The organism is Emticicia sp. W12TSBA100-4 (genome assembly GCF_040253585.1).
GTDB lineage: Bacteria > Bacteroidota > Bacteroidia > Cytophagales > Spirosomataceae > Emticicia.
In genome coordinates, this window is sequence record NZ_JBELAU010000003.1 from 137,022 (window position 1) to 161,643 (window position 24,622).

Here is a 24,622-nt window from a genome sequence, read left to right on the forward strand (position 1 = left end):
TATTAATACGAAAAAACCTTACAAGATTGGTATTATCCTGCAAGGTTTGAATTTTGTTTATAAATATCAAATTTTTTCTACAATAATGGCACTTGCACCGCCTCCACCGTTACAAATGGCTGCCATTCCGTATTTTGCATTTTTATTTTGAAGTACATTTACGAGCGTGGTTACGATTCTCGCACCTGAGCAGCCAAGCGGATGTCCAAGTGAAACAGCACCACCAAAAATATTTAGCTTATCGTAGCTTATGCCAAAGTGTTTTGCAAATGCCATTGGAACAACTGCAAACGCTTCGTTTACTTCAAAATAATCAATATCTTCGATTGTCAAACCAGCTCTTTTTAGTGCTTTTTCGGCAGCGATAATTGGAGCAGTTGTAAACCATTCTGGCTCGTGTTCGCCATCGGCGTAAGAAATGATTTTTGCAATTGGTTTTAAGTTTTGACTTTTTATTGCTTCATCAGATGCTAAAACAAGTGCGGCAGCTCCATCATTAATTGTTGAAGCATTAGCGGCCGTAACTGTTCCTTCTTTTGTAAAAGCAGGACGTAAAGTTGGTATTTTATCAAAATTTACGTTTTTAAATTCTTCATCTTCCGAAATTACCTTTACATTGCCTTTGCGGTCGGTTACTTCAACTGGCGTAACTTCATTGGCAAACATTCCGCTTGCCCAAGCTTCTGCTGAGCGTTTGTATGATTGGATGGCAAAAGCATCTTGCTCTTCTCTACTTATCTTAAATTTATTGGCGGTAGCATCAGCGAAACAGCCCATCGCCTTATTGTCATAAACATTGACCAAACCATCTTTGGCTAAACCATCAATCAATTCACCATTGCCATAGCCGTAGCCATATCGAGCTTTTGATAGATAAAATGGAATATTCGACATACTTTCCATGCCACCTGCTACCACAAGATCATTTTGCCCCAACTCAATAGATTGGCTTCCTAACATGATAGATTTCATGCCAGAAGCACACACTTTATTGATGGTTGTTACATTGGTTTTATTGCTCAAGCCAGCTCCAAGCGTAGCCTGACGAGCTGGTGCTTGACCAACATTTGCCTGACAAACATTGCCATAAAGCACTTCTTCGACTTGATTTGGTTCGATACCAGCTTTTTCGATGGCTGCTTTTATTGCCGTCGCACCGAGGGTTGGGGCTGAAATACTTGAAAGTGAACCGCCAAAACTACCAATTGGCGTACGCACTGCCGAAATTATATAAGATTGTTGCACAAAAATGTTGGTTTATAGAATTGATGAAAATTACCAAGTCTTCTTTTTGTAACCAAGCATAGCAAAATATAGAACAAATCCGTATAGAGGAATCATGATAGCATAAGCAGTTTGCGAACTATGCAAATAATCTGCTAAACTGCCATAAACAAGTGGTAAAATCGCACCGCCTGCAATCATCATAATTAACCAAGCTGAACCAGTTTTTGTAAATTTCCCGAGTCCATCAATGGCCAGTGGCCAAATAGCTGGCCACATAATGGCATTTGCCAAACCTAAAATTGCTATACATAACACAGACGTAAAGCCTGTAGTTACTAACGCAAATATAGTAATGATTATGCCAAAAATGGATGAAAGTTTCAACCAAGTTTGTTGAGAAACGTATTTTGGAATCAAAACTATGCCCAAAACATAGCCCAACATCATTAGCCATAGCGTATAAGTACCAAATTGACTCGCTTCTTCGGTCGAAAACCCTAATGAAATACCGTAACTGATAATTGAATCACCTGCGATAACTTCTACGCCTACGTAACAAAACAATGCAATTAGTCCTAAAACCAAATTCGGGAAATCGAATACACTTGTTTTATTAGTACTTTTTGAACCATCAACACTTTCTTGTTCTTCACTAACTTCGGGTAAACCTTTTGAAAGCAAAATCAAAACCGCCAAAATGATTAGCACTACGGTTAGAATCAAATATGGTGTAATAACTTTTGCAAGTTCCGCTTTGGGTGAAATAGCAGCACCAGCTACACTTCCAGCTAAAAGTATTCCGCCAAAAACTTTCTGACTGATAATTCCGGCAGTTTTGTTTGCAATTCCCAAAATACTAATTCTTTGTGCTGCACTTTCTCGTGGGCCAAGAATTGTCGCATAAGGATTTGAGGCTGTTTGTAGTAAAGTTAATCCTATACCAATAGTAAATAATCCTGCCAAAAATAATGGGTAAGATTCAGCTTTTGCAGCTGGCACAAAAGTGAAAGTTCCGATTGCCATAATTGCTAAGCCAATCGACATGCCTTTTTTGAAACCAACTTTTTTTAAAACATAAGAAGACGGAATCGCCATTATTGTATATGAAATAAAGAAAGCGAAGGTTACCAGATATGAATTGGCATTGCTGAGTCCGAAAGCATTTTTGAAAAAAGAGATGAGCGTTCCATTAACCCATGTAACGAATCCAAAGACGAAAAATAATAATCCAATTATGATTAATGGGCCAGTATAGTTTTTATTTTCTTGCATAAAAAGTATTTTTAAGTACTCTTGTTTTTCGATTAGTAATTAATTTATTATCGTTATTTCAATCTTGTTGAAACAAGATGCTGAAATAATCAAAGGAATGACTTGTTACTTTTAAATGACTTAAGTCATTTGCTTAAAAATGTAATCCATTGACTAAATTAGAATCCTTTTTAAATGGGATGGATTAGTAATTATCATTTAAACCAAAGATTGGCTTGTTGGTCTTCCATTTTCCACGTGTAAAATCTGGAATTTCAACTGGTGAGCTACCACGAGCAATTGAAAGTTCAGAAAGAGGACTGATGGCACTCCAAGCTGCAGCATCATAAACATCAATTGGTGGAGCAACTTTGTTTTTTACAGATTCAATAAACGCACGAAGCACAAAAAAGTCCATTCCACCATGACCTGCATTTACTGCATCTTGCTCGAAGCGTTTCCAAAGTGGGTGGTCGTATTGTTTTTGATAGTCGGCAAATGGCTCCCAAACATCATGTTTTTTAGAAACACCTTCTAAATAAATCTGGTTGCCATCGTTCATCCAAATACCTTTTGTGCCTTGAGCTCTAAAACCAAGTGAATATGGTCGTGGACTGTTTGTATCATGAATAATTACGATATTTTCGCCATTGGCACACTGAATCGTAGTCGTTACGATATCACCGCATTTAAAATTGACTTTGGCATTTGGGTGGTCTTTTCCGCCATTTTCTACAATATAATTGTGCATCCCACGAGATTTTGTGGCAATTGATGTCAAGAAATCAAACTTATTTCCACGATTTATATCCATCCAATGTGCAACTGGCCCGAGCCCGTGTGTAGGGTAGAGGTCGCCATTTCTATCGACCGAATGTTGTGTTCTCCAGCGTGCTTCGCTGAAACCTTTTTCTCCAAACTCAACACCTTTTCCGTAAGCTGATTTTCCATCATTCAACTTCACAAAACGCAAGTCATGTTGGTATCCGCAATGTCCGTAGAGCATTTCACCGAACATATTTTTACGTACCATATTTAAAACCGACATAATATCACGGCGATAACAAACGTTTTCGAGAATCATGCAGTGCGAACCAGTTTTTTCGTAAGTATCGACCAAATCCCAAGACTCTTGAAGTGTAACAGTTGCCGAAACTTCAACCCCTGCATATTTCCCCGCTTTCATGGCTGCAACCGCCATTGGTACGTGCCATTCCCACGGAGTCGAAATAATGATTCCGTCGAGGTCTTCTCTTTTTACATAATTTTCAAAATCACGTTCGCCTTTCATATAGGCAATTGGCTCTTTTTTGCCAAATTTTTGAAAAATTTTATTGGCTTCGGCAATTGAATTTGGGTCAATATCGCAAATAGCAGGAATCTCAACATCTGAGCGATAAAGTGCTTGTTGCAGGTGCGTACGTCCACGAAGTCCGACTCCGATAAATCCGAGCCTTATTTTTTTATCCTCAGATAGATTTTTTTTCTTTATTATAAACGGAATGCTTGAAGTTGCCAAGCTGGTTGAAAGAAAATTTCGACGGTTCATATTTAGGTTGGTTTGAAGATTTTGTGATTCAAAGATAAAATAAAAAATTTTTATAAATAAACGATTAATAAAAAAAATAATCTTTTTCAATCTAAATAGATAAAAAATATTTTAATCGTGATAATATGAAAATTAAGATAAATATTTTTTTTGAAAAAATCTTGAACAAAATAAAAATACCACTTGTTAGTATATTTGAAACTGTTTCTTTAGAACGATTTAACCACCGTTCGGTAGCCTACAAGTGTTGTACACAACCTTTGTAATGACTGTTTGGCTAACATTTTATTTACTTTTAAACTTCAATTTTGGAATATCAAAAAAAGAGAGTTGCGGTGTTGCGAAAAGAACACTTCAATGCGGCTCATCGTCTTCACAACCCAGAGTGGGATGCTGAAGAGAACGCCCGAGTTTTCGGAAAATGTAATAATCCGAACTATCACGGGCACAACTATGATTTGATTGTTCGACTGTCGGGTGAAGTTGACCCAAAGACAGGTTATGTTTTCGACACAAAAGTTTTAAGTGATTTAATTAAAAAACATGTTTTGGATAAACTTGACCACAAAAATCTAAACTTGGACGTTGAGGAATTTAAATCACTAAATCCATCAGCTGAAAACATTGCTATTGTGATTTACGATATTTTGAGAGAAAAAATATCAAATGATTATGATTTGAAAATTACACTATTTGAAACTGAACGAAATTATGTCGAATATCCAATTTAAAGAAAAAACTTTTGTGAACGAATTATTACTTGATGACCAAGACCACCCGTTTACTAAACTCGAAACACCACTTCGTGATGATGCGTTTGATTTGAACGACGATGAAAAAATTGAAATCATAGAAAAACATTTCAAAGAAATTATGCTTACGCTCGGGCTTGATCTGCAAGACGAAAGTCTTCGTGGAACGCCAAAACGTGTAGCAAAAATGTATGTTAAAGAGTTATTTTCGGGCCTAAATCCTGAAAATGAACCTGCAATGACGCTTTTCACCAACGAATACAATTATAATGAAATGTTGGTTGAGAAAAACATTCAATTTTATTCGTGCTGCGAACACCATTTTGTGCCAATCGTAGGAAAAGTACATGTGGCTTATATTTCCAATGGTAAGGTGATTGGCTTATCGAAACTACACCGAATTGTAAATCATTTTGCCCGTCGCCCACAGGTACAGGAGCGTATGACAATTCAAATCGGAAACGCTATCAAAAATGCTTTGATGACTGACGATGTGGCCGTTTATGTTGACGCCGATCACCAATGTGTTTCATCTCGTGGCGTAAAAGACCAAACGAGTTCAACTATTACTTCATTTTACAGTGGTGCTTTCAATAAAGAGGAAAAACGTAGCGAGTTTTTGAAGGTATTGAGCATATAATGGTGAATTGTTAATGGTAAATGGTGAATTGTTATAGATGAAACGATAGATAGACCGAAAACAAATTAGTGATTAGGCAGTTCTGATATATAATGAATAAAAATTCACCATTTACCACTCACCATTTATCATTAATTTATGTCTTTTCAAGGGAAAAATTATCTTATCATAGGAGCAAGTTCAGGAATCGGCTTGGCTCTTGCACAATCATTAATAGAAGCTGGGGCAAATGTTTTTACTGCTTCTCGTACACAACCCGATTTGCAATCTACACATATCACTTGGGATGCAGCAAGTCCTGACAATCAAGCTTTTGCTTCACTCCCTACTACAATTGATGGGCTTGCCTATTGCCCAGGAACAATTAATCTAAAGCCATTTAATAGATTTACGAGTGAAGATTTTCAGAAAGATTTTCAGATAAATGTTTTGGGGGCAGTTAATGTGATTCAAGCTGTTTTACCAAAACTAAAGGCTTCTGGTAATGCTTCGGTTGTACTTTTTAGTACAGTTGCAGTTCAAACTGGTATGGGATTTCATGCTTCGGTAGCAGCTTCAAAAGGTGCAATTGAGGGCTTAACTCGCTCATTAGCAGCCGAATATGCTTCATCAAAAATTCGTTTTAATGCCATTGCTCCATCTTTAACCGATACACCTTTGGCAAAAATGTTACTTTCTTCTCCAGAAAAAATTGATGCTTCAAACAAACGTCATCCGCTCGGTAGGGTTGGAACGAGTGCAGATATTGCGGCAGCCACTAAACTTTTGTTATCTGACGAAGGCAGCTGGATAACTGGACAAATACTTCATATTGATGGCGGAATGGGTAATTTAAAGTAGAAATTTTACCAATAAATATATTTTTTACAAATATTCCTTGTGATTTTACCATTTGTCAAGATTTTAGCTTAGGTTGCTACTTTCATTCTACATTTGACTAAAATTTAACTAAAACCGTAAATCACAATGTTAACAATTATTCTACTCGTAGTAGTTGCAGTCGTTTTATTTTTGTCAGTCGTTATTGTTCAGCAAGGCAATGTTGCTGTGATAACGGTATTCGGTAAGTATAGCCGAATCATGACTCCTGGTTTGAATTTCAAGATTCCGTTTATTGAGTTTGTTTTTCGTACAATTTCGATTCAAAATCGCTCGGCAGAATTACAGTTTCAAGCAATTACCAACGACCAAGCTAATGTTTACTTCAAGGCAATGTTGCTTTATACTGTCACCGACCAATCGGAAGAGCAGATAAAAAATGTAGCATTTAAATTTATCGACCAAGCAAACTTTATGCAAGCTTTGGTTCGTTCAATCGAAGGTTCGATTCGTAGTTTTGTTGCCACCAAGAAACAAGCAGAAATTTTAGGTTTAAGAAATGAAATCGTTACTGATGTGAAGTCAAACCTTGACCATACTTTGAATGGTTGGGGCTATCATTTGCTTGATTTACAAATAAATGATATTACATTTGATGAAGAAATAGTAAAATCAATGTCGAGAGTGGTGGCTTCAAATAACTTAAAAGCTGCTGCCGAAAATGAAGGACAGGCTCTTTTGATTACAAAAACCAAAGGTGCAGAGGCCGATGGAAATGCCATCAGAATTTCGGCTGAAGCTGAGCGTGAAGCTGCTCGTTTGCGTGGACAAGGCTTAGCTCAATTCCGTGAAGAAATTGCAAAAGGTATGGCTGTAGCTGCTGCTGAAATGGAAAAAGCACATCTTGACCCATCAATTATTTTATTCTCGTTGTGGACAGAAACTATGCGTCAGGTTGCACAAGATGGCAAAGGAAATGTAATATTTATGGATGGTTCGGTTGAAGGTTTTGATAAAACCATGAAGCAAATGATGGCTTTGAATCAGAATTCGGAAAACAAGCAAAAAGGAAAGTAAAACAAGTTTCCAACTTGCGAATTTAAAAAAACGTGTGCCACATAATGTGTGGCAAACGTTTTTTTTACGCAATTATTATTTTATAAGCATCCCAAACCATTTTTAGGCCTACACCTATGAAAACCAAACCCGAAAAATATTTAATATAGAGTATTGTATTATCATTGAGTTTTGTTTTGATTCGGTCTGCAAAAATGGCAAAAGCAGATTCCACCACAAAAATCATAACTATACAAGTGCTAAAAAACAGGATTTCGTCAAGTGAATCATATTTATAGCCTTTCAAAGTTGCCGAAACGAGCATCCAAGATATAAAATTGACAGGATTGATGACATTCAGAAGAAACCCTTTTCCAAAAAAATAAAAGAATCTGGCTAATTTAAATTCTTGCATTTTAGATGGAGCTTTAGATTTACGAAACTGCACAAATCCTAAACTTATAAGCAAAAAAGCACCAAAAACACGTGAATACAGGCCGAAATTTGGAATATTTGGTAAAAATGAAGTTCCCAAGAAAGCAATGGTAACCATAATAACATCGGCAAAAACAACTCCGAGTGAGATTTTTACACCTGCTTTATAGCCATACTGAATACTATCTTGAATGAGGGCAAAGAAAACGCTTCCGAAACCAAAACTTAGCACCACGCCCGTTACGAAACCAAAAACTACTGCTTCAAGCATATCAAAGACCTTTTAAACGTGCAACTTTCAGAATTCCCGCCACACTCATTGAGTCGGTTATTTTATCGGCCAAAACCATTTCAAGGGCTTCTTTGAGCGAAACTTTTTTTACTTGTAGTTGCTCAGTGTCTTCTGGTTGGCTTTCTGATTGGGTTATTTCTTCGGCAAGGAAAATATAGGCTACTTCATTACAGACAGAGTTTGAGGTATGCAATTTGGAGATTAGAGACCAATTTTGAGCAATCAGGCCAGTTTCTTCTTTCAATTCACGTTTGGCGGTTTCAAGTACTTCCTCGCCGTCAGGGCATCCGCCTTCTGGAATTTCCCAAGAATATTCATTCAGCGGGAAACGATATTGACCAACAAGCCATGTATTTCCATCTTTATCAATTGGCACAACTCCAACCGCAATATTTTTAAAATTTACTGTGCCGTAAATTCCTTTTCCACCACTCGGATTGATAACATTCTGATGGACAACTTGTATCCAATTATTTTCATACTTGACTTCTGAGTCAAGTATTTTCCACGGATTTTTTTCTTCATTCATGCGGTAAAATTAAGACAAAATTGCCAAGAATGAAAGGTGTTGTTTTTAGATAATACTATAAAATCTCCCGAATTACTTTCCCAGAAACATCGGTTAATCTAAAATTTCGCCCTTGAAAAGGAAACGTGAATTGTTCATGGTCAAAACCCATAACGTGCATGATGGTTGCTTGTAAATCGTGGATGTGTGTTTTTCCTTTTACTCCATAATAGCCAATTTCATCGGTTTCGCCGTGCGAATAACCCTTTTTGATGCCAGCACCAGCCATAAACATTGTGAAGGCATCAACATGGTGATCACGGCCTTTGAGTGGGGTGTTATTATCACCTGCTCGGTTTTCCATCATTGGTGTTCGTCCAAATTCGCCTCCCCAAACAATCAATGTTTCGTCAAGAAGTCCACGTTGTTTGAGGTCTTTTATGAGAGCTGTAATTGGTTTGTCAACGTATTCAACATTTCTGCGTAAACCAATATCAACGCCACTACCTTCATCTGTACCATGATTATCCCATCTTCGGTCGAAAAGTTGAACCACTCGCACGCCTTTTTCTATTAATTTTCTTGCTAATAAACAATTATTGGCAAAACTGGCTTTGCCGACTTCCGTTCCGTACATTTCGTGAATGTATGCTGGTTCGGTCGAAATATCCATCGTTTCTGGTACTTCGGCTTGCATTCTAAACGCCATTTCGTACTGCGAAATGCGGGTTAGTGTTTCGGGGTCGCCAATTTCTTGGTAAGTCAACTCATTGATTTTATTGATAGTTTCGATTGATTTTTTGCGGAGTTCGGTATCAATCGTATTTGGATTATTGATGTAAAGTACTGGATCGCCTTTTGACCTGCATTGTACACCTTGATAAACTGAAGGCAAAAAGCCATTTCCCCACAGGTATTTGCCTGCACTTGGCTCAGAACCCGACACCAATACAACATAAGCTGGTAAATTTTGATTTTCAGAACCTAAACCGTAAGTAATCCATGAACCCAAACTTGGCCGACCAACTCTTGCACTTCCTGTGTGCATGAAAAGTTGGGCAGGGGCATGGTTAAACTCATCGGTGTGCATGGCTTTCAAGAAAGTCAAATCATCGGCGAGTTCTGGTAAATGTTTGAAATAGTCAGAAAACCAAGCACCTGATTGCCCATGTTGCTGAAATGTTGCTTGCGGACCGAGCATTTTGGGAGTTCCCTTGATAAACGCAAAACGCTTACCCTCTAAAAGTGATGGCGGACAAAGTTGTCCATCCAGCTTTGCAAGTTCGGGTTTATAGTCAAAAAGTTCGAGTTGCGATGGAGCTCCCTCCATGTGCAGAAATATGATATGTTTGGCTTTGGCAGGAAAATGCGGAGGTTTTACTGCAAATGGGTTTTCTTCAACCGTTTTTTGTTCAGATTGAAAACAGCCGCCGAGAATCGAAGAAAGTGCAATCCCACCCAAACCCGAAGTGCATTGTTTCAGAAAATGACGGCGAGTGTTGAATGTAGCTTGCTCAAAAAAAGCTTCTTCAAAAATAGTTTTTCTGTTCATTTTGTAAGGAATTCGTCTAAATTCAACATTGTATTTGCCGTAATTGTGAGTGCTAAAAGTTCAGCTTTTGTACTTTTTTTCTTTCTAAAATCAATCAAAGCTTCATTATAAAGATTTTCGAGTAAAGCTGTTTTTGATTGACTTGGTTGTTTCTGAAAAATATGTGTATAACCTGCTCGAATTTTATCTTTAATGGTTTTTGCTTGTGAAAGCTGCATTTTTAAAGCAATATTTTGAGCCGCTGCATAATAAACTGTATCATTAAGCGTAGTAAGTGCCTGTAATGGTGTATTTGTACGAACCCTTCTCGAAACACAAACATTTCTTTGTGGACTATCAAAAGTAATCATCGAAGGATAGGGATTTGTACGCCTCCAATACGTGTAGATGGCTCTTCGAAATTGATTGCCACTTTTTTCTCTTCGCCAAGCTCCATCAGTTGGATTAGGAGGACGAACACTCGGCCCGTACATAGTTGGATTGAGTAAACCACTGATTGCCAAGGCTTGGTCTCGAATTTGTTCAGACGAAAGTCTAACTCTCGGGCCACGAGCCAAAAGTAAATTTCGAGGGTCTTTCGCCTCTAATTGCTTAGAAATCAAAGAAGATTGCTGGTATGTGGCCGACATAACGATGGTTTTGAGCAAACTTTTTACTTTCCAATTATCTTTATTTACAAATTTTACAGCCAGCCAATCCAGAAGTTCTGGGTGCGTTGGCTTTGAACCCATACTGCCAAAATCTTCTAAAGACTCCAAAAGCCCTGTTCCAAATAATTGCTCCCAAAAACGATTGACAATTACTCGTGAAGTAAGTGGGTTTTGTTTGTTTACCAACCATTCCGCAAAACCGAGTCGAGTTTTAGGGTAGTTTTTCATGTTTGGTAAAATTGCTGGAACATCTGGCTGTACTACATTGCCTTTTATCATCCAATTACCTCTAATAAAAACATGAGTTTTACGAGCTTTATTTTGTGGACGTTCGACCATAATTGGCGTTGCAATCGCATCAATAGTTGCCAATTTTTCAATCGAATCTTGCACTGGTTTTGGTAAAGTTCTTATTGGCATTTTGCTTGATTGCAGTTCCATCCAATCGAGGTGCATTAAATCTGTCCAAAAGTTTTTGCCTTTTCTGAACACCAAATAAATATCATGTATGCCTTGGGTTGGTTTAATTTTACCCGAAGAAGTTGTGTATTGATTCCATCTCGACCAACCCACATTTACTTCTTTTTCGCTGCATTTGGTTTCAACTTTGCTTATCAATTCTCCTTCTGAACTTCCAAGACGCATTTCAATGAAGGCATTTTCTGCACCGCTTTGATAGCGATATTTTACAGATTCTACATTGGTCAAATCAATGTCTTCATAAACAGTATATGCCCCCTCGGTAGTTTGCATAATCTCTTTCTGATTATTCCAAAGTTCGATGTGCCGACTTGTACTATCAAAAGATTCAGCTTCAAAGCGATAAAAACCCAATTTTCTCAAATAATCATTTGTTTTTTCTGCTAAAAGTACATTTTCTGAATTTTTAATACTTGATAAATTAGGAGGAAGTTTAGTATTTATCCAGTTTGTAAGTCGAATTACTTCTTGTTCTTTGTCTTTAGCATAAGTCTTGAAATGCGGCTTTTCGTTATACAAATCTCGGTCTTGGGTATTATTGAAAAAAGCTGCCAGTTTATAGAAATCTTCGTGACGAAAAGGGTCATAAGGGTGGCTGTGACATTGCACACATGCCATTGTTGTACCTTGCCAAACTTCCATGGTTGTAGAAACTCGGTCGATGATGGCCATATTTCTAAACTCTTCATCGTTTGTGCCGCCTTCGTCATTGGCCATGGTATTTCTGTGAAAAGCGGTAGCAATATAGCGATTTTCGAGTGATTCGATGCTTTCGTTGGGAGTTTTGGGAAGCAAATCACCCGCCAATTGATGAATCGTAAATTGATCGAATGGCATGTCTGCGTTAAAGGCTTTGATTACCCAATCTCGGTATTTCCAAATACTGCGGTCGAGGTCTTTTTCATATCCTTTTGAGTCGGCGTATCGAGCTAAATCGAGCCACATGGAAGCCCAACGCTCGCCGAATGCAGGAGATTTTAATAATCTATCAACTTGTTTTTCGTAAGCATTTGGCGATTTATCATTCACAAAATCTTTTGTTTCTTGAAGTGTTGGTGGAAGTCCAATCAAATCTAAACTTAATCGACGTAGTAGGGTGGGACGGTCGGCTTCTTTTGATGGAGAAAGACCTTCTTGATTTAATTTTTCAAATACAAAATTATCAATTTCATTTTTAGCCCATTCTTTGCCAATATTTGGAACATCAATCGAAGATTTTGGAGGCGAATATGCCCAATGGTTTTCCCATTTTGCTCCTTGATTTATCCATTTTTCTATTTTCTTAATTTCTTCATCGCTTAGAGGGTCTTTATCTTTTGGCATTCGCTCTTCAGGGTCGTGCGATTTGATGCGTTTCATCACTTCCGAATTATCGGCATCATAAGGAATAATCGCAAACTTTCCAGATTTTGCTTTTGCGTAGGCTTCTTCAGGAAAGAGTAAACTAAAGTTTCCATTTTTCTTCACGCCACCGTGACAAACAATACATTTTTTATTAAAAATTGGACGAATTTCTTCATTGTAACTGATTTCATCGGACGACCAGCGGTTATAGAAATAATAAATTGTAGAAATTGGTAATGCGGCGATAAAAATCCATTTGAAATATGAAGCATTCATGTGTTTTTGAAAATGTATTATTTCAATGATAAATTGCACTAATATAATTATTAATTTGAAAAGTATTTTAAAATTTTTTAATAATTTTGAAGAATAAGACCTACTCAAAGTTATCTTTGAGATTACATAGCAAAAACCCTAATCTAAATTAAAATGTCAACCGAAAACAAAAATATCTCACGCCGTGATTTTGTGACCAAAGCATCGTTGGCTTTAGGAAGTTTTATGATTGTTCCTCGCCATGTACTTGGTGGAATTAATGGCACTCGGTTTTTAGCACCAAGCGATATAATCTCATTGGGTTTTATTGGAACAGGAAAACAGGGCAGAGGACTCTCTACATCTTTTCTTAATACAAACGAAGTAAGAATTGCTGCCATTAGCGAAGTTTATCAAGCTAAAACTCAATTAGCACTCGACCGAATCAAGGCATATTATGACAAAAACACTCAACTAGGTGCGTATTCTGAAATTCCAGTCTATCAAGATTTTAGAGAATTATTAGCCAGAAAAGACATTGATGCTGTTGTGATTGCCACGCCTGACCATTGGCATGCTGCGATGTCAGTGCGAGCAGCCGAAGCTGGAAAGGATATTTATTGTGAAAAACCACTTTCATTAACTGTTCGAGAAGGGCGAGCAATGGTAAATGCAGCCCGAAAACACAAAAGGGTTTTTCAAACTGGTAGTATGCAGCGTTCATGGCCAGAGTTTCGACAAACAGCTGAATTAATCAGAAATGGGTACATTGGGCAGGTTAAAAGCATCAAAGTGAATGTTGGAGCACCACCAGTTGCGTATAATTTGTCAGAAGAAAAAGTGCCAGATGGGCTTGATTGGGCAAAATGGCTTGGTCCCAACGCACCAGTGGTTTTTAATTCAGAATTGGCTCCGCCTACTTCAAAAGACGTGTTCCCGAACTGGCGTTTGTACCGTGAATTTGGCGGAGGAATGGTAACTGACTGGGGAGCTCACATGTTTGATATTGTGCAGTGGTCGCTCGATATGGACGATAGTGGCCCAGTAGAAGTTTTAGCTCCCGATGGAAAAGATATTAAATTTCTTACCTATAAATATGAAAATGGCATTACTATGACCCACGAAAAATGGGATTGGAATAATGCAATTCATTTTGTTGGAACTGAGGGTGAAATAAAAGTGCAGCGAAAGAAAATCGAAACTACGCCAGTTTCCTTAAAAGATAAAATAATTGGAGAAACCGAAAAACACGTTTACAAGTCTGAGAATCATTATAAAGATTTCTTAGATGCGATGAGAAATCGAAATAAACCTATTTGTGATGTTGAGATTGGGCATCGTACAGCTTCGGTTTGTAATATTGGTAACATTGCATATAGACTGAACCGTTCTTTAAAATGGAATCCCCAAAAAGAAGTATTTATTGATGATAAAGAAGCAAATTCGCTGCTTGGACGACCAATGAATAAAGAATGGGGTATTAAAATTTAAATTTATTAAATATATTTGGAAGTCGCTTTGTAGAAATGTAAAGTGACTTCATTTTTTACTTCAATTAACAAACCTCAACCAATGAAAATTAAATTTTTACCTTTAGTTTTTTTGAGTTTTTGTGCTTTTTCACAAAATCAAGTTTCAAAAGCACCATCTACTCCAGCTTCAACAAATGCTCCGAAGGAAGAAAAATCATCTTCTTTGACAATTCCTTTTAACCCAGATTCGTATGTAACGACTGAACACATCACGACAATCAAAGGGCAGAAAGTGCCATTTCAGGCAGTGACAGGCACAATGCCAGTTTGGGACGAAGAAGGCAAAGCAATTGCTGGTTTATTTTACACGTATTATGAGCGTTCTGACGTTAAGGATAGAGCAAATCGCCCCTTGGTTATTTCGTTCAATGGAGGCCCAGGGTCGGCTTCAGTTTGGATGCACATTGCTTATACTGGTCCACATTTGCTTAATATTGACGATGAAGGTTATCCACTTCAACCTTATGGAATCAAAGAAAATCCTTATTCGATTCTGGATATTGCTGACATTGTTTTCGTAAACCCTGTTAATACTGGCTATTCTCGTCCGACCAGCAAAGATATTCCAACTTCAAAATTTTTTGGAGTAAATGCTGATATTAAGTATTTAGCCGATTGGATTAATACTTTTGTGACTCGTACCAATCGTTGGGCTTCGCCAAAATATTTGATTGGTGAAAGTTATGGTACAACTCGTGTTTCTGGATTGGCTTTGCAATTACAAAACGCTCAATGGATGTACCTGAATGGTGTAATTTTAGTCTCCCCAACAACCCTTGGTATTGAGCGTGGAGCGGCATCGGGTGCAGCATTAAAATTGCCTTATTTTGCGGCAACTGCGTGGTATCATAAAATGCTACCATCCGATTTACAAAAGAAAGATTTAACTCAAATGCTTCCCGAAGTTGAAAACTTTACTGTAAATGAACTTTTACCAGCAATTAGTAAAGGTGGTTTTTTGGAAGAATCAAAAAGAAAGGAAATTGCCGCTAAAATGTCGAGGTATTCGGGTTTATCTGAAAAAGTGATTTTGCAACAAAATTTAGATATTCCGCTCGAATTTTTTTGGAAAGAATTATTGCGAGACAAAGGATTTACTGTGGGTCGTCTTGATTCGAGATATAAAGGTATTGATAAAAAAGAATCGGGAGATAAACCAGATTTCAATTCTGAGCTTACTTCATGGCTACATTCGTTTACACCAGCAATAAATATTTATTTAAGAAATGATTTGAATTATAAAACCGATCTAAAATATTATATGTTTGGACCAACAAGTCCGTGGGACAGAACTGGCGATAACACGGGAGAAAACCTTCGTCAAGCAATGGCTCAAAACCCAAATTTGCACGTCATGGTGCAATCGGGTTATTATGATGGGGCTTGTGATTACTTCAACGCACAATATAATATGTGGCAAATGGACCCCAGTGGTAAACTCAAAGACCGTATGTCATGGAAAGGCTACAGAAGCGGTCACATGATGTACTTGCGTAGAGAAGATTTACAAACTTCAAATGAAGATATTCGAGAATTTATCAAAAAGTCACTACCGAAGCCAAATCAGCCAGCTAAGTATTAAAACTTTATTACATTTTCTGAGATAGCTAACGGCTATGGTTTCAAACCATAGCCGTTTTTTTTTCCTAAAAAAATAATATTTATTAAAGTAAATTTAATATAAAAGCTCTTTCTGACTTAAAAATGAAGAATTTATTAATGTTTTTATTTTTTTTTAATAAAGTGTAGATATTGAAAATATAATATTTTATATTTGAAACTTAATATTTTAAACCTAATCTTTTATATTTACTTATGAAACACTCATACCCAATTCCTATCCGGGTAAGAGCTTTGATGCTTTTACTTTTTTTCACAAGCTCAATGGTTTTTGCCCAAAAAAAAATCTCAGGGAAAGTTACTGATGCTGAAAGTGGCATTGGCTTACCTGGAGCCACAATTCAAGTAAAGGGTACTAATAAAGGTACATCTTCAGATGCCAACGGTGCTTTTTCGTTGGATGTCCCATCGGGTTCTACAATTGTTATTTCTTCTATCGGTTATTTAGTTGTTGAAGAAGTAGTGGGTAATCGTTCAGTGATTGAAGTCGCTATGCAGTCAGATGCAAAAGCATTAAGCGAAGTAGTTGTTACGGGTTATGCAACCCAACGTAAAAAAGACATAACAGGTGCAGTAACAGTTGTTGGTGCGAAAGAATTGACGGCGGTACCAGCAGCAAGCGTTACTCAAATGTTGCAAGGTCGTGCAGCAGGTGTGACTGTCGGAAACGATAACTCACCTGGAGGCGGAACGATGGTTCGTGTACGTGGTTTTGGTTCAATTAATAATAATAGCCCGCTTTACATTATAGACGGAACACCTACTCAAGGCTCACTTAACCAAATAAACCCAAATGATATTGAAACAATGCAGGTATTAAAAGATGCTTCTGCTGCTTCAATTTATGGGGCTCGTGCGGCAAATGGTGTTGTGATTATCACAACAAAAAAAGGCTCTTCTGGCGAACCTAAAATCACGTTTGATATGTACACGGGTACACAACGTGTTGGTAGAACACTTGATTTGTTGGATACAAAAGAACTCGGACAATTATATTACGAATCAGAAATTGGTGCTGGTAAAACTCCAGGAACTTCTCCTTCAGCTCAATATAAATTCTCTCCGACTGGTGAGCAAACAATAGCAGATTATATTTATCCAAATGTATATGGTGCATTGCCTGCAAACTATACCTATACTAATGATATTGCTGACCCAAATCTTGGAAGAACAGCATTTAATATTACGAAAGCTAATAAAGAAGGTACAGACTGGCAAAATGTAATTTTCGGACCAGCCAAAATATCAAATTATCAATTAGGTGCAACGGGTGGTTCAAAAAATGGCAAGTATGCCATCTCAGGAAGTTATTTCGACCAAGATGGTATCCTTAAATACACTGGCTATAAGCGTTATTCGGTAAGAGCAAATACAGAATTCACTAAAAATCGGTTGACTTTCGGTGAGAACTTTACAGTATCTTATGATGAAAGAGTTGGGGTGCCAAACGGAAATCAAAATGAGAGTAATCCAATTTCATTTGCGATTCGTATTCAACCAATTATTCCTGTTTTTGATATTACGGGTGGGCCAGTAGCGTTAGGTGGAACAAATACATCAAATTTAAATGGTTTTGCAGGAAGCCGTGGCTCAAACCTCGGAAATGCTCCTAACCCATTAGCGAGACAATGGCGTGAAAAAGACAATATTATCAAAGGAACGCACATTTTTGGAAATGTTTTTGCAGAGTTAGGAATCTTAAAAGATTTGAAATTCCGTACAAGTTTAGGTGTTGAATTTAATAACTTCAACTTCTCACAGTATTTTAATCGTGATATTGAAGCTGCCGAGCCACGTAATGCCAATAGTTTAACAGTATCAAACAATTTTGATCGTGCAATTACTTGGTTTAATACCTTAAATTATTCAAAGAAAATCGGCAATCACGATTTCAATGTTTTACTCGGAACAGAGGCAGTTCAAACTTATGCAGTAGGCTTTAGTGCCTCACGCAGTAATTTTGCTTTTGATGATCAATCGTATCGCTACCTAAACTTAGGTTCGGCTGCTGGTCTATCAAATGCTGGAGCAGGTGCTACACCAAGTGCGTTGTTTTCGCAATTCGGTAAGATTAATTATTCATTTAAAGACTTCTTATTGGCTGACTTCACTATGCGTCGTGATGGTTCTTCACGTTTTTCACAAGCCTTCCGTTATGGTGTATTCCCTGCATTTTCAGTTGGTTTACGTATGACTGAGTTTGATTTCATGAAGAAACTTACTTTCTTAGATGATTTAAAAATTCGTGGAGGTTGGGGTAAAACGGGTAATCAGTTGATTCCGAATGTATTCAACGCTTATACGCTTTATATTCCAGACCCATTAAACAATGCTTATGATATTTCAGGTTCAGGTAATTCGATTGCTAACGGATTTGACTTAGCTCAGTTTGGTAATCCAAATGGTCGTTGGGAAACAAATACCTCAACTAACATTGGTATTGATGCAACAATGTTAAAAAGCAAATTGGAAGTAATTGTCGATATATATTCTCGTCTTACCTCTAATATGCTTACACAAGTGCCAATTCCAAGAACCGCAGGTACAGGTTCAATTCCTTATGTAAATATTGGTGAAGTGAGTAATAAAGGTGTGGATGTAAATATTACATACCGTGATAAAATCGGACAATTGAGATACTCAGTAAGCGGAATGATAAGTCATTATAAAAATAATGTAGAAAAATTGAATGATGACCCTAATGCATCAATCTTCGGTTTCACTACTCGTCTTCCTGCAATTTCATTGACAAGAGCAGGTTTACCGATTTCAAGTTTCTATGGTTATCAGATTGATGGTGTAATCAAAGATGATGCTGAAGCTGCTGCTGCTCCAAAATTTGGTTCATATACAAGAGCAGGTGTTTTCAAGTTTGTTGACCAAAATGGAGATAACGTAATTACTGCTGCTGACAAAACAATCATCGGAAATCCTCATCCTGATTTTACTTATGGTTTAAATATTAATTTAGGCTATAAAAACTGGGATTTGGCAGTTTTTGCACAGGGTTCGCAAGGAAACGAGATCTTTAACTATCAAAAATTCTGGACTGACTTTAATACTTTCCAAGGAAACCGTTCGGCTGATATGTTATATAAATCTTGGAAAAAACCAGGAGATGATGCATTATTACCACGCTTAAATTCACAAGATGGTACAAGTCAGCAAATTTCATCTTACTTTGTTGAAGATGGTTCGTACATGCGTATTAAGAACATTCAATTAACATACAATTTTCCAGCAGCTTGGGTGCAAAAAATCAAGTTGAGTACTGCTCAAATCTATATTCAAGGACAAAACCTTTTCACTTTCACAAAATACAAAGGTCTTGACCCAGATATTAACTTGAGAACTTCTGGAAATGATAACCAAGATATACACATGGGTATTGACGAAGGTGCATTCCCAGTTGCAAAATCTTATAACGTTGGTGTAAGAATTGGATTTTAATTTGACAAACATTTTTAAAGAAATACAATGAAAAAATTATTAATAATAGGTTTGATTGGAATAAGCGTATCTTGTTCGGAATCATTCTTTGATATTCAACCGCAAGGTGCTGCCTCATTGGCATCACTGAGCAATAAGAATGGCGTTAACTCTGTATTAATAGGAGCTTACTCCCTTTTGGATGGTGTAGGAGCTGGTAATACTGGCCGTCAATCAACTATCTCAAACTATGTATTTGGAGGAATTACCAGTGGTGATGCCGTAAAAGGAACTGACATCGGTGACCAGCCAGAACAAGAATATATTGAGCAGTTCAACTGGCTTTCAGATAACACATACTTCTTAGGAAAGTGGCAACACTCTTATGATGGTGTTGCACGTGCAAACGAAGCAATTCAGTTGGTTGGTAGTCCTGATGTCAAAGATATGACTGAAGCAGAAAAAACTCAAGTTATTGCAGAATCTCGTTTCCTACGTGGTCACTATCATTTTGAGGCAAAAAAAATGTGGAATATGGTGCCTTATATTGATGATAAAACATATAATGCGGCAGACCCTAACTCTACAAAAATTCCAAATGACCAAGATATTTGGCCTAAAATCGAAGCTGATTTTCAGTTTGCAGCAGATAATTTACCTGCTACACAAGCACAAAAGGGTAGAGCTACCAAATGGGCTGCGAAAACCTATTTGGCAAAAGCTTTGATTTTCCAGAAGAAATGGGCTGCTGCCAAAGCATTATTGGAAGATGTTTACAAAAATTCAGGCAAGAAACTCGCACCGAATTACCATGATAATTACCGTAACATTACTAATAACAATATTGAATCAATTTTTGAAGTACAGTTTTCGGTAAATGATGGAACAAATGGTAATAACGGAAATGCTGGTGATAACCTAAACTGGCCATATTCGGCAGGTGCTCCAGGTCGTGGATGTTGCGGATTTTATCTACCATCACAAAACCTTGTGAATGCTTTCAAAACCGATAAAGATGGTTTGCCTTTAATTGGTTCAGCTCCAGATGGAACAGCCGATACATATAACCAAGTTGATTTACCAAACGACCAAGGTCTGAAATCAGACCAAGCATTTACACTCGATAAAACTGTCCCTGTTGATCCTCGTCTCGACTGGACAGTTGGACGTCGTGGAGTAAACTTCCTTGATTGGGGGCCGATGCCTGGCTATGCTTGGATAAGAAATCAAAACTATTCTGGACCATATACAGGTAAAAAGTGGATGTATTATTTGGCCGATGAAGGAAGTTCGACTCACTCAACTTCAAAACGTAACGTAAATAATAACTACCGTTTATTGAAAATGTCTTCTGTCATTCTTTGGTTGGCAGAGTGTGAAACTGAATTAGGTAATTTACAAGCTGCCGAAGATTACGTAAATTTGGTTCGTATTCGTGCAAAAACAGGTTCTGTACAAGATGCATCCATCAATTATGTAGTAAACCCATACCCGAAAGGTACTTTTTCAGCTAAAGGAGCAGATTATGCACGCAATGCAATACGCATGGAAAACCGCTTAGAATTTGCTATGGAAGGCCACCGTTTCTTTGATTTAGTTCGTTGGGGAATTGCTGAGAAGTATCTCAATAAATACTTAGCTGAAGAATCAATCGATGGTAAGGATTTAACTGGCAGAACTTATAATAAGCGTGGCTACTTAAAAGGTAAAACCTTTACAGCCAAAAATGCATATTTTCCATTACCAAATGACGAAATCTTGAATAGTCAGAAAAATGGTCAACCAACTTTAAAACAAAATCAAGGTTATTAATTTTTGATGTGCTTCGTTACAAAATTGCCAAAATACAGCTGTGTTTTGGCAATTTTTTTAATCTACCATTATCTAAATTGTTTACTTTCATAAGTTTATTTATTTTTGAATAATCAATTTTCTATTCAACCTTACATTCTATGATTTATGCTTCTGTTGCAGAGTGGATGTCTTTCTTTGGTAGATTCCACCCCTTAGCTGTGCATCTTCCCATTGGCTTTTTAGTCCTAATTGTGATATTTGAACTTTTAAATAAATTTCAAAAAAATCAAATCCCTGCCGAAGTTGTTACGATTGCTCTTTTGGTAACTGCTATCAGTGCGTCAGGTGCTTGTTTGTTGGGGTATTTTCTTTCGCTCGAAGGCGGATACAATGAAGAGATATTAGGAGAACATCAATCTCAAGGGATAGGATTGGCAATTATTAGTTGGGGTTTATGGATAACTCATTCTGACTGGTTTCTTTCAAAAATTAGTTTTGCTAAGTACTTCTATTTACCATTACTTAGTTTTTCATTTTTACTTATGATAATTACTGGACATCATGGTGGGAATCTTACTCATGGTGAAACATATTTGACCGAAAATACACCAAATCCGTTAAGGAAATGGATAAATTTACCAGAAAAAGAAATAAAAATAGATGAGAATCAAGTTGAAAACAAAATAGTTAATATCAATGAAGCTTTTGTTTACGAGGATATTGTTAAACCTATTTTCAAACAAAAGTGTGAACAATGCCATAATGCCAGTAAAATGAAAGGAAATTTACGGATGGATGAAATTTCTTTACTGCAAAAAGGTGGAAAACATGGTGTAATTTTTAAAGCTAATAACGTAGAGGAAAGTGAATTTTTGAAGCGTATTTTACTTCCAGAGTCAGAAGAAGAACACATGCCACCAAAAGGCAAAAGCCAAATTACTGAGCAAGAATTAATTATTTTAAAATGGTGGATTCAACAAGGGGCTTCTTTTGATAAGAAAGTCTCTCAATTAATACAAACTGATGAAATAAAGCCAATATTAATTTCGATGGGAGGCGATGCTTCAAATGTATCTAATCAAGTGATGCAAGATAGATTTGTGATAGAAGAAAGTATTTTGTCAAGAAATGTTGGCGAAGTTAAGCAATCCGATATTGAAAAAATAAAAAAAATAGGAGGTTTAATTTTACCATTATCTAAAGATAATAATTATGTTGAATTAACATTCTTGAATAACCCCAAGTTTTCAGATAATGACTCGCCCTTGATAAGTATTTCGCCTGAACAGACTTTATGGTTAAAACTATCGAATACTCAGATTACCGATAAGTCATGCAGCGAAATTTCAAAATTGACTAATTTGACAAGATTACACCTCGAAAACACAAAGATTACAGATAATGCCTTGAGTTCTCTTGGGGGGCTTCAAAATTTAGAATATTTGAACCTTACTAATACCTCAATTTCTGATAATGGCACTTTGGCACTTGTTAACCTAAAAAATTTAAAAAAGATATATCTCTGGAAAACCAAGGTTACATTGCTCGGCGTTGAAAATCTAAAAAAGAAAATGCCAAAGCTTTCGGTGGAAATTGGATTAAGCGAACAGCAAACGGAAGAGCTGTCAAAGCAAAAAGTAAACGAAAAAAGTGATGATGTTTATCAAAAGTAGCAAAAAAAAGGATTGACGAACATCAATCCTTTTTTTTGCTACTTTTGATTATTTGGTATGCTTTTTCTTCATTCAAACTATCACTATAACTTGGGTAGATATAATCTTCGGGGTCATAATTTTCATTAGAAACGACTAAAACAATTGCATTATCAGAAAAGTTTTCTAAAGTATGCCAATCTTGAGGTTCAAGTATTAAAACTTTGTTAGGCTCATCCAGTCCAAAAACCATTTTTTTATCAGGAGTTTCCACATAAATATCGCATGAGCCTTGCAAACACATCAAAGCTTGCCAAGCCTTTATGTGTCTATGTCCTCCTCTTGTTTCACCATCAGCGTTAGTTATGTAAAAAATACGCTTTAATGAACCAGGCAAAATGTTTTCAAAAACTGTTAAATCTCCTCTGTTACTTGAGTGAACAGGCAGAGTGAAAATTTTAGGCATAGTGGCTATTAAAGTTAGTACGTATATACTTTGGTACTATTAGTTTGTTGATTCAATTTTGATTTAATTGTAAACATAATAAAATCCTGTCTGAAATAACAGAAATCAACTCAATTTTTAACAATCAAAAACTAAAATGCTTTTATTTATTAATATTCTTCTTTTTTATAAAATAATTTTAATATTATTTGTAAAATCTTTAGTAAGCGGTTGAGCTTTGTTTAAATTTCACTACACAATCCGATATTTTAGAAAGTTGTCAGATTTGGGTCGATGTAAAATGTTTTTATTTGTAAGCTTCAATGGTCTTGATACTCCCATCAGTATTATATTTCAATTCTGTGACTTTTATATTTCTTAGATGAGTTTTTCCAGAAATTTCAGTATCATGATAATAAATATACCATTTACCTTGAAATTCTACTATCGAATGATGATTTGTCCAGCCTAACACTGGTTTTAGAACAATCCCTTTGTAAGTAAAAGGACCATAAGGATTATCTCCGATTGCGTAGCAAATATTGTGGGTATCGCCCGTTGAGTAGGAGAAATAATATTTTCCTTGATATTTATGCACCCAAGCGGCCTCAAAAAAACGTTTGTCATTATTATCTTCCATGAAAAGATTACCGTTTTCATCAAGAATTTTTACTTCTTTCGCATCTTCAGCAAGGTTTTTCATATCAGCCGATAACTTGGCAATTCTTGGCAAACGTGCAGTTTCTCCTTTTTTAGGATTACTCATTTTTCCTTGATATTGATTATCCTTCCAACTTTGAAGCTGTCCACCCCAAATTCCACCAAAATACATATAGTGATTACCATCAGAATCTCTAAAAACAGCAGGGTCAACACTATATGTTCCTTTTATAGGTTCAGGCTCAGCTTTAAATGGTCCAATTGGACTTTTACTTGTCGCAACACCAATTCTGAAAATATCTTCATTATCTTTTACCGGGAAATATAAGAAATAAGTGCCATTTTTATAAGCAGCATCAGGAGCCCACATCTGTCGATTTGCCCACTTAACATCCTGAATATCAAGTGCTATGCCATTATCTTTTACTTGTGATTGTGGAGAATCCATTGATAAGACATGAAAATCTTTCATATCAAATATCCCTCCATCTTCTTTTTTTGCCGTTGGCGATTCTATATCATGCGACGGATAAATATAGATTTTTCCATCGAAAACATGAGCAGAAGGGTCTGCAGTAAAAATGTGTGAAACTAATGGTTTTGAAATTGGCGTTTTATTTTGGCCAACAACTATTATCGAAAATAATAGGAGAGTAGATAATGGTAATAATTTATTCATT

The 24,622-nt window shown here is 36.6% G+C and carries 18 protein-coding genes; 9 read left to right on the plus strand and 9 right to left on the minus strand.

All coding sequences use genetic code 11. The features are described 5' to 3' along the window. Nucleotides 1-66: 66 nt before the first annotated feature. The 3 genes from ABR854_RS04585 to ABR854_RS04595 all read right to left on the minus strand — a co-directional run bounded on the left by ABR854_RS04585 (nucleotide 67) and on the right by ABR854_RS04595 (nucleotide 4,027). Nucleotides 67-1,245, minus strand: a complete 1,179-nt coding sequence (locus ABR854_RS04585; protein WP_350264185.1) for an acetyl-CoA C-acyltransferase — start codon at nucleotides 1,243-1,245, stop codon at nucleotides 67-69. Nucleotides 1,246-1,275: 30 nt separating this feature from the next. After that, on the minus strand, nucleotides 1,276-2,499 hold the full coding sequence (locus ABR854_RS04590) for a sugar MFS transporter (protein ID WP_350264186.1): 1,224 nt from the start codon (nucleotides 2,497-2,499) through the stop codon (nucleotides 1,276-1,278). Nucleotides 2,500-2,683: 184 nt separating this feature from the next. Then, complete coding sequence (locus ABR854_RS04595) at nucleotides 2,684-4,027, minus strand: Gfo/Idh/MocA family protein (protein ID WP_350264187.1); 1,344 nt, start codon at nucleotides 4,025-4,027, stop codon at nucleotides 2,684-2,686. Nucleotides 4,028-4,332: 305 nt separating this feature from the next. Here ABR854_RS04595 and ABR854_RS04600 point away from each other — a divergent pair, with 305 nt between their 5' ends. The 4 genes from ABR854_RS04600 (at nucleotide 4,333) to ABR854_RS04615 (ending at nucleotide 7,315) form a co-directional block, all read left to right on the plus strand. Then, entirely contained in the window at nucleotides 4,333-4,758 is a 426-nt protein-coding gene (locus tag ABR854_RS04600; RefSeq protein ID WP_350264432.1) for a 6-pyruvoyl trahydropterin synthase family protein, read from the plus strand. Next, nucleotides 4,739-5,419 carry a GTP cyclohydrolase I FolE gene (gene folE / locus ABR854_RS04605; RefSeq protein ID WP_350264188.1) on the plus strand — a complete coding sequence of 227 codons (681 nt, stop codon included), beginning with the start codon at nucleotides 4,739-4,741 and terminating at the stop codon, nucleotides 5,417-5,419. The genes ABR854_RS04600 and folE overlap by 20 nt, the downstream gene beginning before the upstream one ends. 138 nt (nucleotides 5,420-5,557) lie before the next feature. Beyond that, a complete protein-coding gene (locus tag ABR854_RS04610) occupies nucleotides 5,558-6,259 on the plus strand; it encodes an SDR family NAD(P)-dependent oxidoreductase (RefSeq protein ID WP_350264189.1) in 702 nt (233 codons plus the stop codon). Between the two features lie 126 nt (nucleotides 6,260-6,385). Beyond that, nucleotides 6,386-7,315 (plus strand): SPFH domain-containing protein, encoded by a 930-nt coding sequence (locus ABR854_RS04615; protein WP_350264190.1) that lies wholly within the window; start codon nucleotides 6,386-6,388, stop codon nucleotides 7,313-7,315. Nucleotides 7,316-7,379: 64 nt separating this feature from the next. Here ABR854_RS04615 and ABR854_RS04620 read toward each other — a convergent pair whose 3' ends face one another. Genes ABR854_RS04620 through ABR854_RS04635 form a run of 4 tightly spaced genes read right to left on the minus strand, consistent with a single transcriptional unit; the run spans nucleotide 7,380 to nucleotide 12,831 of the window. Next, entirely contained in the window at nucleotides 7,380-8,000 is a 621-nt protein-coding gene (locus ABR854_RS04620; protein WP_350264191.1) for a LysE family translocator, read from the minus strand. Nucleotide 8,001: 1 nt separating this feature from the next. Further along, entirely contained in the window at nucleotides 8,002-8,550 is a 549-nt protein-coding gene (locus tag ABR854_RS04625; RefSeq protein WP_064196486.1) for an NUDIX domain-containing protein, read from the minus strand. Nucleotides 8,551-8,605: 55 nt separating this feature from the next. Beyond that, the gene (locus ABR854_RS04630) at nucleotides 8,606-10,081 is read right to left on the minus strand and encodes a DUF1501 domain-containing protein (RefSeq protein WP_350264192.1); all 1,476 of its coding nucleotides are present in this window, start codon (nucleotides 10,079-10,081) and stop codon (nucleotides 8,606-8,608) included. Further along, nucleotides 10,078-12,831 carry a DUF1553 domain-containing protein gene (locus ABR854_RS04635; RefSeq protein WP_350264193.1) on the minus strand — a complete coding sequence of 918 codons (2,754 nt, stop codon included), beginning with the start codon at nucleotides 12,829-12,831 and terminating at the stop codon, nucleotides 10,078-10,080. Before ABR854_RS04635 ends, ABR854_RS04630 begins: the two co-directional genes overlap by 4 nt. A gap of 153 nt (nucleotides 12,832-12,984) precedes the next feature. Here ABR854_RS04635 and ABR854_RS04640 point away from each other — a divergent pair, with 153 nt between their 5' ends. The 5 genes from ABR854_RS04640 (at nucleotide 12,985) to ABR854_RS04660 (ending at nucleotide 22,858) form a co-directional block, all read left to right on the plus strand. After that, the gene (locus ABR854_RS04640) at nucleotides 12,985-14,301 is read left to right on the plus strand and encodes a Gfo/Idh/MocA family protein (RefSeq protein WP_350264194.1); all 1,317 of its coding nucleotides are present in this window, start codon (nucleotides 12,985-12,987) and stop codon (nucleotides 14,299-14,301) included. Between the two features lie 81 nt (nucleotides 14,302-14,382). Continuing rightward, a complete protein-coding gene (locus ABR854_RS04645) occupies nucleotides 14,383-15,924 on the plus strand; it encodes a S10 family peptidase (protein WP_350264195.1) in 1,542 nt (513 codons plus the stop codon). Between the two features lie 233 nt (nucleotides 15,925-16,157). Then, nucleotides 16,158-19,412 (plus strand): SusC/RagA family TonB-linked outer membrane protein, encoded by a 3,255-nt coding sequence (locus ABR854_RS04650; protein WP_350264196.1) that lies wholly within the window; start codon nucleotides 16,158-16,160, stop codon nucleotides 19,410-19,412. 27 nt (nucleotides 19,413-19,439) lie between these two features. After that, on the plus strand, nucleotides 19,440-21,203 hold the full coding sequence (locus ABR854_RS04655; protein WP_350264197.1) for a RagB/SusD family nutrient uptake outer membrane protein: 1,764 nt from the start codon (nucleotides 19,440-19,442) through the stop codon (nucleotides 21,201-21,203). Nucleotides 21,204-21,343: 140 nt separating this feature from the next. Further along, the gene (locus ABR854_RS04660; protein ID WP_350264198.1) at nucleotides 21,344-22,858 is read left to right on the plus strand and encodes a c-type cytochrome domain-containing protein; all 1,515 of its coding nucleotides are present in this window, start codon (nucleotides 21,344-21,346) and stop codon (nucleotides 22,856-22,858) included. Nucleotides 22,859-22,880: 22 nt separating this feature from the next. Here the strand turns inward: ABR854_RS04660 and ABR854_RS04665 are convergent, their stop codons facing one another. Together ABR854_RS04665 and ABR854_RS04670 are read right to left on the minus strand one after the other, a co-directional pair. Continuing rightward, on the minus strand, nucleotides 22,881-23,303 hold the full coding sequence (locus ABR854_RS04665) for a sugar 3,4-ketoisomerase (RefSeq protein WP_350264199.1): 423 nt from the start codon (nucleotides 23,301-23,303) through the stop codon (nucleotides 22,881-22,883). Between the two features lie 286 nt (nucleotides 23,304-23,589). Next, nucleotides 23,590-24,621 (minus strand): glycoside hydrolase family 43 protein, encoded by a 1,032-nt coding sequence (locus ABR854_RS04670; RefSeq protein WP_350264201.1) that lies wholly within the window; start codon nucleotides 24,619-24,621, stop codon nucleotides 23,590-23,592. Nucleotide 24,622: the final 1 nt, after the last annotated feature.